The 11613-nt window shown below is 74.1% G+C and carries 10 protein-coding genes; 3 read left to right on the forward strand and 7 right to left on the reverse strand.

What is annotated here, in order from left to right; genetic code table 11:
- Window positions 1-68 precede the first annotated feature (68 nt).
- Both D7044_RS27345 and D7044_RS27350 read right to left on the reverse strand, forming a co-directional pair.
- Window positions 69-1412, reverse strand: coding sequence for a class I SAM-dependent methyltransferase (locus D7044_RS27345; protein WP_120690603.1), 1344 nt, complete (start codon window positions 1410-1412; stop codon window positions 69-71).
- The gene (locus D7044_RS27350; RefSeq protein WP_120690604.1) at window positions 1409-2809 is read right to left on the reverse strand and encodes an FAD-binding oxidoreductase; all 1401 of its coding nucleotides are present in this window, start codon (window positions 2807-2809) and stop codon (window positions 1409-1411) included. The genes D7044_RS27345 and D7044_RS27350 overlap by 4 nt, the downstream gene beginning before the upstream one ends.
- 96 nt (window positions 2810-2905) lie before the next feature.
- Between D7044_RS27350 and D7044_RS27355 the strand changes: the two genes are divergently transcribed.
- Both D7044_RS27355 and D7044_RS27360 read left to right on the forward strand, forming a co-directional pair.
- Window positions 2906-3376: an aminoacyl-tRNA deacylase gene (locus tag D7044_RS27355; protein WP_120690605.1), complete on the forward strand. Its 471-nt coding sequence runs from the start codon at window positions 2906-2908 to the stop codon at window positions 3374-3376.
- A gap of 67 nt (window positions 3377-3443) precedes the next feature.
- Window positions 3444-3728 carry a DUF427 domain-containing protein gene (locus D7044_RS27360; protein ID WP_120690606.1) on the forward strand — a complete coding sequence of 95 codons (285 nt, stop codon included), beginning with the start codon at window positions 3444-3446 and terminating at the stop codon, window positions 3726-3728.
- A gap of 108 nt (window positions 3729-3836) precedes the next feature.
- Here D7044_RS27360 and D7044_RS27365 read toward each other — a convergent pair whose 3' ends face one another.
- Window positions 3837-5144, reverse strand: coding sequence for an MFS transporter (locus tag D7044_RS27365; protein ID WP_120690659.1), 1308 nt, complete (start codon window positions 5142-5144; stop codon window positions 3837-3839).
- Between the two features lie 52 nt (window positions 5145-5196).
- Here D7044_RS27365 and D7044_RS27370 point away from each other — a divergent pair, with 52 nt between their 5' ends.
- Entirely contained in the window at window positions 5197-6210 is a 1014-nt protein-coding gene (locus D7044_RS27370) for a GlxA family transcriptional regulator (RefSeq protein WP_120673207.1), read from the forward strand.
- A 126-nt stretch (window positions 6211-6336) separates the two neighbouring features.
- Here the strand turns inward: D7044_RS27370 and D7044_RS27375 are convergent, their stop codons facing one another.
- The 4 genes from D7044_RS27375 to D7044_RS27390 form a co-directional block, all read right to left on the reverse strand.
- Complete coding sequence (locus D7044_RS27375) at window positions 6337-6801, reverse strand: hypothetical protein (RefSeq protein ID WP_120690660.1); 465 nt, start codon at window positions 6799-6801, stop codon at window positions 6337-6339.
- Between the two features lie 109 nt (window positions 6802-6910).
- Window positions 6911-8863 carry a vWA domain-containing protein gene (locus tag D7044_RS27380; RefSeq protein WP_120690607.1) on the reverse strand — a complete coding sequence of 651 codons (1953 nt, stop codon included), beginning with the start codon at window positions 8861-8863 and terminating at the stop codon, window positions 6911-6913.
- A gap of 2 nt (window positions 8864-8865) precedes the next feature.
- Window positions 8866-10359 carry a sigma 54-interacting transcriptional regulator gene (locus D7044_RS27385; protein ID WP_120690608.1) on the reverse strand — a complete coding sequence of 498 codons (1494 nt, stop codon included), beginning with the start codon at window positions 10357-10359 and terminating at the stop codon, window positions 8866-8868.
- Between the two features lie 57 nt (window positions 10360-10416).
- Window positions 10417-11493: a hypothetical protein gene (locus D7044_RS27390; protein ID WP_120690609.1), complete on the reverse strand. Its 1077-nt coding sequence runs from the start codon at window positions 11491-11493 to the stop codon at window positions 10417-10419.
- Window positions 11494-11613 lie beyond the last annotated feature (120 nt).

Genomic DNA, 11613 nt, shown 5'->3' on the forward strand with positions numbered 1-11613 from the left:
CGACACCCGGGAGCCGAACGACGAACGGCCGCGCGGATCGCGCGGCCGTTCGTGGAATCAGGTGCCGGTCAGGGCAGCCAGTCCGGACGCAGCGGGTAGCCGTTGCTGCCGTCCGGGTTGTTGCGGGTGGCGAGCACCTGGTGCAGCTGGATGCCGTTGCGCTCGAACGCCAGCCGCGACCCGGCCATGTAGAGCCCCCACACCCGCGCGGTGCCCGCGCCGACCTCGGAGACGCAGAAGTCCCAGTTCTCGACGAGGTTGCGGCACCAACCCGCCAGCGTCAGCGCGTAGTGCTGCCGCAGGTTCTCCTCGTGGTGCACCTCCAGCCCGGCGTCGTGCAGCTCGCTGATCACCCGACCGGGCCCGGCCAGCTCCCCGTCCGGGAAGACGTACCGGTCGATGAACGCGCCGGACCGGTGCGGCGCCCGGTTGTCCGCCCGGGTGATGCAGTGGTTGAGCAGCCGGCCGCCCGGACGCAGCCGCTCCCGCAGCGCCCCGAAGTAGGCCGGATAGTTGCGCACGCCGATGTGCTCGGTCAGCCCGATGGAGGAGATCGCGTCGAACTGCTCCCGGGGCGCGTCCCGGTAGTCCATGTACCGCACCTCGGCCAGCTCGCCCAGGCCCTCCCGCTCGATCGCCGCCTGCGCCCACTCGGCCTGCGCCTTCGACAGCGTGACCCCGAGCGCCTTGACGCCGTACTCGCGGGCCGCGTGCCGGACCATCCCGCCCCAGCCGCAGCCCACGTCGAGCAGCCGCATCCCCGGCTTGAGCGCCAGCTTCGCGGCGACCAGGTCGTACTTCGACGCCTGGGCCTGCTCCAGGGTGTCCTGCGGGGACCGGAAGACCGCGCAGGTGTACGTCATCGACGGGCCGAGCACCCGCTCGTAGAAGGCGTTCGACACGTCGTAGTGGTGCGAGATCGCGGAGCTGTCCCGGGCCCGGGAGTGGCGCAGCCCGCTCATCACGCGCTTCCAGCGGGGCTCGGCCTCCTGCGGCGGGGCCGGCGGCGGTCGCAGCCGCTCCCAACCCAACCCCCGCGCCAGGGTCAGCGCGTCACCCAGCGACGGCAGGCGCAGCCGCAGCTCGTCGGAGAGCACCCGGAACGCCTCGTACGGGTCGCCCGGGTGCACCCCCTCCAGCCCCAGGTCACCGCTCACGTAGGCGCGGGCCATCCCCAGGTCACCGGGGGCGGTGAGCAGGTAGGACAGCCCGCGCTCGGTGCGGATGGCAAGGGTGATCCCGGCGTCGGCCGGGCCGATGGCGCTGCCGTCGTAGCCGGTGATCCTTAGCGGCAGGTCACCGGTGGTCACCGCGCGGATCACATCCGCCACGGTGATCTGCGGGTGCCGACCCCCCGCCGGCGGTGTGCCGGGGACGCTCGTGGCCCCCTGGTCTCGGTCGGTCAGGCTCATGCTCTCGCTACCGCCTTCTCGTACAGTCCGGTCAGCCGCTGCTCCGGGTCGTAGCGGTCCCGCACGGTGCGCCACGTCGCCCCGCCGTAGAGCCGCTCGAAGGAGTCCCGGTCGTAGTAGGCGTCGGAGTAGAGCGACTTGTGCCCGCCCATCTCCGAGACCACCCGTTCGATCAACCGGTTGGCGTCGCCGTCGGCGGCGCCCTCGGCGATCGGCACGCTCCCCCAGAAACCGATGTTGACGTAGTCCTGCCCGGCCCGCAGCGGATACAGCGGCCAGGACCGGGCCGAGCCGGGACCCGCCGGCTCACGCAGTCGCAGTGGGCAGAGCCAGACCGGGGTCATCCCGACCGCGCCCGCGAACCAGCGCAGGAAGTCGGCCGTCCGCTCCAGTGGGATCTCCACGTCCTGCACCACCCGTTCCCGAGCGGGCTGGCCGCGCAGCCGGTCGATCCGGGCGGCGACACCGTGGCGGTGCTCCAGCCGGACCAACCGGTGGTAGACGTCGCTGCGCCGGTAGCGCGCCGGCCAGAGCCGGCGTACCACCGGGTGCTGCACGCCGAACGCCGAGGAGCACCAGAACCAGTCGGTGTCCCAGCGCCAGAGATAGTCGTACGTGGTGAGCGTGTCGCGGACCCGCCGGCGTAGCGACCGGTAGTAGATGTCCTGCCCGGTGTAGTCGCTGGGCCGCCCGCCCTCGTCGGTGAAGCTGCCGAGGACGAGGTACGCCTCGCCGGGGCTGAACATCACCCCGTCCATCGTGTCCACCGGCGTGCCGGCCCAGGAGCGGGTGGCGGTCACCTCGGCGATCGCGTCGGTGAGCACCTCCAGACTCGTGAACCGCACGTTGCGCACCGCCACGTAGCGGCGTACCGGTTGGAGCTCGATGCGCAGCCGGGTGGCGTAGCCGAGGCTGCCCATCGAGTTCGGGAAGGCCGCGAAGAGGTCGGCGTGCTCACCCTCGGGCCGGGCGGTGACGATCTCACCCGATCCGGTGAGCACGTCCAGCTCGGTGACCGACTCGTGCGGCAGGCCGTTGCGGAACGAGGTCGACTCGATGCCCAGTCCGGTGACGGCGCCGCCCAGCGTGATGGTGCGCAGCTGCGGCACCACCAGCGGCATCAGCCCGTACGCGAGGGTCGCGTCGACCAGGTCCTCGTAGGTGCACATGCCCTGCACGTCGGCCGTGTGGGCGGCCGGGTCGACCGAGATGACCCCGGTCAACCCGCTGACGTCGAGCCCCGGCGTCCGCACGTCGGCGCGGGGGCGGAACAGGTTCGAGGTGCGTTTGGCGAGCCGGATCGGCTCGCCGGGCGGCACCGCTGCGTACGAGTGCCGCAGCGTCGTGACCGCACTGTCGTGGTCGACCGATTGAAGATCCACACGGACCGCGCCCATGTGATCACTCTACGCCCGTCGGCGGCCACGGCACCGGATGTCCACGTTGGCCTTTTCACACTTCCAGGCAGCTCAAGAGGGGTTACGGTGCACCACATGCCGTCACCCGCGCTCGCCGCCCTCGACGCCGCCGGCCTGCCCTACCGGCTGATCCGGCACGAGGCGGTGGCGAGCCTCGCGGAGGCCGCCGCCGTACGCGGGGTCGACGTGCCCGACGTGGTGAAGACGATCGTGGTGCGGCGCGGCCCGGACGACCACCTCTTCGTGCTCACCCCCGGTGGCCGCGTCATCTCCTGGCCGAAGCTGCGCACCCTGCTCGGCGTCAACCGCATCTCCATGCCGGACGCGGCGGCCGCGAAGGAGGCCACCGGCTACGAGCGCGGCACCATCACCCCGTTCGGCGCGACCACGGCCTGGCCGGTGATCGCCGACGAGCGGGTACGCGGCCGGACCATCACGCTCGGCGCGGGCGAGCACGGGTTGGCCGTGGCGGTCGACGCCGACGCGGCGCTGGACGTGCTGGGCGCGACCGTCGCCGACGTCACCGACCCCGAGCCCACCCGCTGACCAGCGCCTCATCGGTAAGAGCCGATGGCGGTGGTCGTCGCCGCCCGGGCGACATAACGTGAAACCTATGCCAAAGGCCGTCTGGAATGACCTGGTCGTCGCCGAGAGCGACGACACCGTCGTGGTGGAGGGGAACCACTACTTTCCCCGTTCCGCGCTGCGCGACGACGTGATCCGCGACTCCGACACCCACACCGTCTGCCCGTGGAAGGGCACCGCCTCGTACTACTCGCTGGAACACGACGGGCGTACCAGCGCCGACGCGGTCTGGTACTACCCGGACCCGAAGCCGGACGCGGAGATGGTCCGCGACCGGGTCGCCTTCTGGAAGGACGTCCAGGTCGTCGAGTGACCGCCAGCGCGGCGCGGGGTCACCGTTCGTCGGCGACCCCGCGCCGCCCCCGGCACACACCGCCACCGGCCCGCGGCGCTGCGGCGCACCGTCCCCACCGACGCCTGCTCAGCCCCGGTAGCGCCACGCCCTCGGTGCGGCCGGACCGGCGGTGACCAGCGCCGGGGTGGGCACGACGCCGCGCGGGCGGCGGCGCAGCGACAGGGACAGCCCGGCCGCGCCGATGGCCAGCGCCCCGGCGACGTACCAGGCCGACGTGTACTCCCCGAGCCGGTCGCGCACCAGCCCCGCGGCACTGGCGGCGAGCGCCGCGCCGAGCTGGTGGGAGGCGAAGACCCAGCCGAAGACGACAGGCGCGGCCGCACCGAAGTACTCGCGGCAGAGCGCCACTGTCGGCGGCACGGTGGCCACCCAGTCCAGCCCGTAGAAGACGATGAAGACGAGCATGCTCGGCTCGGTCGAGCCGCCGAAGAGGCTCGGCAGCAGGAGCAGCGACACGCCGCGCAGCGCGTAGTAGACCCCGAGCAGCACCCGGCTGTCGACCCGGTCGGTGAGCCAACCGGAGGCGATCGTGCCGACGATGTCGAAGAGCCCGACCAGCGCCAGCAGGCTGGCCGCCGTGGTCTCCGACATGCCGTGGTCGTGCGCGGCCGGCACGAAGTGCGTACCGACCAGCCCGTTGGTGGTCGCGCCGCAGATCGCGAAGCCCCCCGCGAGCAGCCAGAACGGCCGCGTCCGGACGGCCTGGGCGAGCGCGCCGACCGCGCGGGCGGCGGCCCCGCCGGTCGCGGTCGGGGGCGGGGTGACCTCGGTCGCACCGTAGGCGGGCAGGCCGAGATCCGCCGGGTGCTCGCGCAGCAGCCAGACCACCAGCGGTACGACCACCAGCGCGGCCCCGGCCACGACGAGCGCCGCCATGCGCCAGCCGTGGTCGCGCACGAGCATGGCGAGCAGCGGCAGGAAGACCAGCTGCCCGGCCGCCCCGCCCGCGGTGAGCACCCCGGTGACGAGGCCGCGGTGCTTGACGAACCAGCGCCCGGTCACGGTGGCCGCGAAGGCCAGCGCCATCGAGCCGGTGCCGAGCCCGACCAGAACGCCCCAGCAGAGGACGAGCTGCCAGCTCGCGGTCATGAACACGGTCAGGCCGCTGCCGGCAGCCACCAGCAGCAGCGCCACGGCGACCACCCGCCGGATGCCGAAGCGCTCCATCAGCGCGGCGGCGAACGGGGCGGTGAGCCCGTAGAGCAGCAGGTTGACCGAGACGGCGGCGGAGATCGTGGCGAGCGGCCAGCCGAACTCGGCATGCAGCGGGTGCAGCAGCACCGACGGGGTGGCCCGGAAGCCGGCCGCGCCGACCAGGGCGACGAAGGCGACGGCGGCGACGAGCCAGGCGGGATGCAGGCGGCGTGTGGTCACGGTATGAGTCTCGGCACCGGCCGACGCCACGACGAGTGGCCGGAAAGCCATCATGCGCAATAATCGGGCCATGACCGATTCCCGGCACCGGATCGCCGTGCTCGCCCTCGATCATGTCGTCGGCCTCGACCTCGGCACCCCCGCGCAGGTCTTCGGCACCGCCCGCGACGCCGACCGCCGACGCGCCTACTCCGTCGAGGTCTGCACCCCGGGCCGCCGGCCGGTGCGGGCCACACCCGGCTTCCAGGTGCTCCCCGAACACGGCCTGGAGCTGCTGGAGACCGCCGACACGGTGATCGTGCCCGGGGTCCACGCCGGGTCGGCCATGACCGACGGCACGATCGAACCCGAGGTCTCCGCGGCGCTGCGCGCGGCGTACGAGCGGGGCGCCCGCATCATGTCGATCTGCACCGGCGCCTTCGTGCTCGCCGCCGCCGGGCTGCTCGACGGCCGCCGGGCCACCACCCACTGGGCGCACGCCGAGGAGTTCCACCGGCTGCACCCCCACGTCGACCTCGACCCGGACGTGCTCTTCGTCGACGACGACCGGGTGCTCACCTCGGCCGGGGTCGCCGCCGGGATCGACCTCTGCCTGCACGTCATCCGCACCGACCACGGCAGCGAGGTGGCCAACCGGGCGGCCCGCAGCTGCGTGGTCCCGCCGTGGCGGGAGGGCGGCCAGGCCCAGTACATCGAACATCCGGTGCCGAGGATGGCCGAGAGCAGCACCGCCCCCGCCCGGGAGTGGGCCCGGCAGCGGCTGCACGAGCCGGTCAGCCTGCGCGACCTGGCCGAACGATCCCGGATGAGCGTACGAACCTTCACCCGCCGGTTCCGCGCCGAGACCGGGCTGAGCCCGGCGCAGTGGCTGCTCCAGCAGCGCACCGACCACGCCCGGCTGCTGCTGGAGACCACCGACCTGAGCATCGACCAGGTGGCCCGCCGCGCCGGCTTCGGCACCGCCGCCGCCCTGCGCCAGCAACTGCACCAGCGCCTCGGCGTGCCCCCGTCGACGTACCGGCGCACCTTCCGCCAGCCGACGCCGACCGAACCGACCCCCGCCTAAGCAGGCGAAGTCGGCGGTTCGGCGACCGCGACGCCACCACCACGGCCGCCGCCCCGGCGCGCTCACCAGGCCGCGGCCGGCGCCGCCCGGCGTGCCCCAGGTGACGGCCGGCCTGCCAGCCGCCGGTCAGCCGCGGCGGAGCATGCGCAGCTGCGCGAGATGCTTCGGCAGGTGCACGGTGGTGTGCAGGTCGAGGGTCCTGCCCCAGGGGAGGGTGTCTTCGACCCGCAGGTCGAAGCCCTCGCGCAAGTGGGTCTCGACCGGGGTCTCCGCGGCCAGCCCGAGCCGGTCGGTGAGCGTGCAGAGCTTCCCGCTGGTGGCGCGCAGCAGCGCGGCCAACCCGTCCAGGCCGCCGTGCTCCGCGACCAGGGCGTCCACCTGCGGGCGGTGGATGGTCTCCAGGTCGTAGTAGGCGAACGGGGCGCCGGCCAGCACCGCCTCGGTCGCCGCCACCATCAGCTCGTCGTTGGCGGCCAGATGCGCCACGATCTGCTCCGCGCTCAGCTGCCCGGCCGGTGGCGGACCGAAGCCGCCCGCGTCGACCTCGGCGAGCACCTCCTCGTACGCGCGCCGCAGCTTCCCGCTCTCCACCACCCCAGTCAACCCCGCGCCGGCCCGCCGATCACGCGGTTGCGGCACCCGGTTCACCCGGACGGGCGGCCCCGGCGCCACCACCACGTGATCGGCTCGGGCGGCGGTGTCAGCGGCGACCCTGACGTGAGCGGAGATAGTCGGCGACGACGTACTCGCCGAGGTCGTCCGGGTCCGGGGTGAACATCCGCCCCTTCGACCGGCGGGCCACCGCGTCGACGAAGCGGCGCAGCCCCGGGTCGTCGCCGAGCATGAACAGGTTCAACGTCGCCCGATACCGGGCCAGCCGATCCACCTCACGGATCGTCGCCTCGATCGTCTCCGGCAGCGGCGGCCAGTGGAAGTACGCCTCCCCGTCGTCCGGGTCGAGGTGCGCGGTCGGCTCCCCGTCGGTGACCACCAGGACCACCGGCTCGGCGTCCGGGTGCCGGCGCAGGTGCCGCCCCGCCAGCCGCAGCGCGTGCTGAAGGTTCGTGCCCTGCTCCATCACCGGCTCGACGGCCGCCAACTCCTGCTGGGTCAGCGGCATCGCCTCCCGGCCGAACCCGATGATCTGGAGCGCGTCCTGCGGGAACCGGGTCGCCATCAGGTGCGACAGGGCCAGCGCCGTCTGCTTCATCGGCCCCCAACGCCCCTGCGAGATCATCGAGTACGACAGGTCGACGCAGAGCGCCACCGCCGCCGAGGAACGCCGCTCGGTCTCCATCACCTCGAAGTCGTCGACCGCGAGCCGCACGGGCACCGACGGACCGGCCCGGCGTACCGCCCGGGTGAGCGTGCGCACGACGTCCAGCGGCTGTTCGTCGCCGTACTCCCAGGGCCGGGAGGCGCCGCTCACCTCGCCGGCGGCCCCCGCCGAACGCAGGTCGTGCTGACCGCGCGGCCCGGCCGTCAGGTCGGCGAAGACCCGCCGCAGGGCGGTGCCGCCGAGCCGGCGCAGCGCCTTCGGGCTCAGCGTCAGCCCCTCGGCGTCCCGGGTCACCCAGCCCTGCCGGCGCAGCTCCCGCTCCAGCTCCCGCAGCCGGCGCACGTCGTCGGCCGCGTCCCGCCCGAGCGTACGGGCGACCGCCTCCACGTCGACGTCGTCCAGCGTCGCCCCCGGGTGCTCCTGGTCGAGCTGGTCGAGCAGGTCGTCCAGGTCGGCCAGCTCCTCGAGCGCGCCGGCCGCCTCGCCGTAGTCGAGGGGCCGGTCACCGCGCACCCGCTCGCCCCGCCCCCAACCCAGATCGGGCCGGAGCGCCCGAAGCTGGGCGTCGAGCTGCGACATCTCCCCGGCCAGCCGCTCGCCGAGCGACTGGCGCATGAGCCCGGCCAACTCCTCGCGCTGCCGGTCGGAGAGCGAACGCATCAGCCGCTCCCCGGCCGCCGCCCGGCGGGCCAGCACGTCGACCAGCTCGTCGACGTCCTTCGGCTGCTCCGGGAAGAACTCGCCGTGCCGGCGCATGAACTCGGCGAAAGCGTCGGCGGTCTCCTCCGAGCGGGCGTGCCGGGCCAGCAGGTCGTTCAGGTCGCCCATCATCTCGGCGAGCCGCTGCTGGGTCGCCGGATCGGCGCTCGCCCGGACCGCGTCCCGCAGACCCGCGAACCGTTGCCCGAGCACGTCGTCGCGGAGCCCGTCGAGGATCTGCTGGTAGCTGCGGCGGGCCTCGTCGCTGGCCCACTGGTAGCCGGATAGCTCCTGCACGGCGCGGGCGGTGGAGCGGGGCAGATTGTCCAGCACCGCCTCGGCGAAGCGTGCCGCGTCGTCCTCTCGACCGCGCAGCTCGTCGCGCTCGGCCGCGAGCGCCTGGTCGAGCAGGGCCCGGGACCGGGTCACCGCCCCGTCCAGGTCGCCCCGACGCAGCGCCTCCCGGCGCAACCGTCGCGCCCGGGCGGCCAGCTCGTCCAGCCCGCGGCGCCCGTCGGGACCCCGGCGCAGCAGGTCGCGCAGCGCCTCCCGCAGGCTGCCGCCGGTCAGCACCTCGGCGCCGACCGCGTCGACGGCCTCGCGTACGTCGTACGGGGGCGCGAGCGGGTCCGGCCCGCCGCGCCACTGCCCGTACCGGAACCGGTTGCCGGCCATGCTCAGCCCCGACCGCCGTAGACGGTGCGGCCGGAGTCGGTCACGTCCTTACCGAGCCGGCGGGTCAGGTGCAGCCCCTCCAGCACGAACTCGACCCCGGCGGCGGCCTCCGCCGGAGTGGGCGCGTCGCCCATCCCGAGCCGGTCCAGCACCTTCGCGAGCCCCGGCACCGTACCCACCTGCCGCAGCAGGTCGGCGGAGCCGACCAACTCGCCGGTCTCGATCACGGTGCCCTCGGCGACCAGGTCGGTGAAGCCGGAGAGGTCCAACCCCGCCAGCCGGGCCCGGAACGTCTCGGCCGTCGCGGTACGCAGCAGGTGGGCCAGGATCTCGACCTCCCGCCCCTCCTCGCCGCTCTCGAACTCGACCTTCCCGCGCAGCGTCGACGTCACCGAGACGGCGTCCCCGACCCGGGCGACGGCGGCCTCGGCGCGTACCGCCTCGTCGCCGGGGCCGGAGCCGGAACCGGAGCGAGAGGCCGAGTCGGCGGCGAGCAGGGCGGCCCGGCGCAGCGCGGCGGCGGCCACGGTCTCGGCGGCGGCGATCGCGAACCGGGCGGAGACGCCGGAACGCGGATCCACCGACGGCGACTCGCGCACCGTACGGGCGAACCGGGCCAGCACCTCCAGCACGTGCTCCGGCACCTCGGCGACCAGGTCGGCCTCCTGCCGGATCAGGGCCAGCTCCAGCTCCAGCTCGACCGGGTAGTGGGTGCGGATCTCCGCACCGAACCGGTCCTTGAGCGGAGTGATGATCCGGCCCCGGTTGGTGTAGTCCTCCGGGTTGGCGCTCGCCACCAGCAGCAGGTCCAGGGGCAGCCGCAGCTGGTAGCCGCGGACCTGAATGTCCCGCTCCTCCAGCACGTTGAGCAGCGCCACCTGGATCCGCTCGGCCAGGTCGGGCAGCTCGTTGACGGCGAAGATGCCGCGGTTCGTCCGCGGCACCAGACCGAAGTGGATCGTCTCGGGGTCGCCGAGGGTCCGCCCCTCGGCGATCCGGATCGGGTCGACATCGCCGATCAGGTCGCCGACGCTGGTGTCCGGGGTGGCGAGCTTCTCGCCGTACCGCATCGAGCGGTGCAGCCAGCCGACCGGAAGATCGTCGCCGGCCTCGGCGACCCGGGCGCGGGACGCCGGAGTGAGCGGGTGCAGGGGGTGCTCGTTGAGCACCGAACCGGCGATGACCGGGGTCCACTCGTCCAGCAGCGCCGCGAGCGAGCGGATCAGCCGGGTCTTGCCCTGGCCCCGCTCACCGAGGAGCACCAGGTCGTGCCCGGCGAGCAGGGCCCGCTCGACCTCGGGCAGGACGGTGTCCTCGTAGCCGACGATGCCGGGGAAACGGTCCGCGCCGGTGCGCATCCGGGCGATGAGATTGTCTCGGAGTTCCTGCTTGACGGTGCGGTATCGGTGGCCGGCCGCGCGCAGCTCGCCGAGCGTACGGGGCAGGTCGGCCGGTGGAACCGGGATTACCGGGTTGGGCGCAGTCACCCGACCCACGCTAGCGCGCGGCGGGTGGGGGTGCCCGCCCGTTGCCGGGCACCCCCACTCCCACCCTCAGCCACGACCGCAGCGGCGGCAGGCGCCCCGGCGACGCAGGTGGTAGGCGTACGTGGCCAGGCCCAGCGCCGGACCCCAGGCGGGCCAGAGCAGCATCGGCCCGGTGGCCAGGTTGAGACCGTCACCTCCGGCCAGCTCCCAGAACCGAGGGTTCGCGACCAGCCCCAGCGTGGCCGCGGTGACCGCGATCACCACCAGGGTGGCCGGGATCACCGCGAGCCGGACGGGCACCCGGCGGCCGGCCAGGCCGAGCATCCAGCGGGGGAAGCGCTCACCCCACCGCTGTACCAGGCCGAGGGTGAGGACGGCGCCGACGGTGGCGAACGCGCCCAGCCCGAACCCGGCCCAGACGGCACCGTTCTCCTGCATCTCGGTGAGGAAGTCACGGGAGATGCCGAGCGGAACGCCGGCCGCCCAGGCGAAGCGGGTCACCGCGTACGCCAGTGGGATGGCGGCGGCGATGCCGGCGGCCCACCGGCCCCAGCGGGCGGCGGCGGCCGGGCTGGTCCAGCCGCGTGCGGCGTCGCCGCGCCCGCAGGCGAGGCACGCCTCCGCGGTGCGCCGCTGCCAGACCAGCACCGCGCCGGCCAGCAGCAGGCCCGCGATCACCGCGGCGAAGCGGGCGAAGAGCGGCCAGGTGAAGACCTCGGAGTAGTCGACGGGCGGCCAGCCGAACGGAGCGCCGATGATCAGCATCGGGGCGTAACCGAGCATGACCAGCACCCGGGCATCCGGGACGACCAGGGCCAGGAACGCCGCGACCGCCCAGCCGTACCCGGCGAGCAGCAGTCGCAGCGGTCGGGGCGTGCTGGTCGTGGGGCGGCTCATGGCCAGCGCGGCGACCGCGGCGGTGAGCAGCAGGAGGGCGAAGAGCGGCGGTCCGACGTCGACCGGGACCAGCCGGAGCAGGTTCACGTCGCCGTGCGGGTCGTTCGCGCCGAACGGGTAGCCGGCACCGGTGATCGTGGCGAGCAGGGCGAGGACGCCCCAGAGGCCGAGCCAGCCGGCGGCGAGCGGGGCGAGCCGGTCGGGCGGGCGGGTGGTCGGGCGAGGTGGCGCATCGGTGATCGTCATACGCTCAGCCTCGGCCGGTACGCCGTGGAAACCCTCCCGTGCGCCGGTGAACCCGCTCCCCCACCCGAGGGAGCCGGCGCTCCGCCGGGCGGACGCACATCGGTGTCCGCGCCGCGAAGG

The sequence above is a fragment of the Micromonospora musae genome, from assembly GCF_003626635.1.
GTDB lineage: Bacteria > Actinomycetota > Actinomycetes > Mycobacteriales > Micromonosporaceae > Micromonospora > Micromonospora musae.

What these genes read in the sequence shown, in the direction of transcription:
- D7044_RS27345 (WP_120690603.1), bottom strand. Translation starts at nt 1,412, where the DNA reads ATGAGCCTGACCGACCGAGACCAGGGGGCCACGAGCGTCCCCGGCACA.
- D7044_RS27350 (WP_120690604.1), bottom strand. Translation starts at nt 2,809, where the DNA reads ATGGGCGCGGTCCGTGTGGATCTTCAATCGGTCGACCACGACAGTGCG.
- D7044_RS27355 (WP_120690605.1), top strand. Translation starts at nt 2,906, where the DNA reads ATGCCGTCACCCGCGCTCGCCGCCCTCGACGCCGCCGGCCTGCCCTAC.
- D7044_RS27360 (WP_120690606.1), top strand. Translation starts at nt 3,444, where the DNA reads ATGCCAAAGGCCGTCTGGAATGACCTGGTCGTCGCCGAGAGCGACGAC.
- D7044_RS27370 (WP_120673207.1), top strand. Translation starts at nt 5,197, where the DNA reads ATGCGCAATAATCGGGCCATGACCGATTCCCGGCACCGGATCGCCGTG.
- D7044_RS27380 (WP_120690607.1), bottom strand. Translation starts at nt 8,863, where the DNA reads ATGGCCGGCAACCGGTTCCGGTACGGGCAGTGGCGCGGCGGGCCGGAC.
- D7044_RS27390 (WP_120690609.1), bottom strand. Translation starts at nt 11,493, where the DNA reads ATGACGATCACCGATGCGCCACCTCGCCCGACCACCCGCCCGCCCGAC.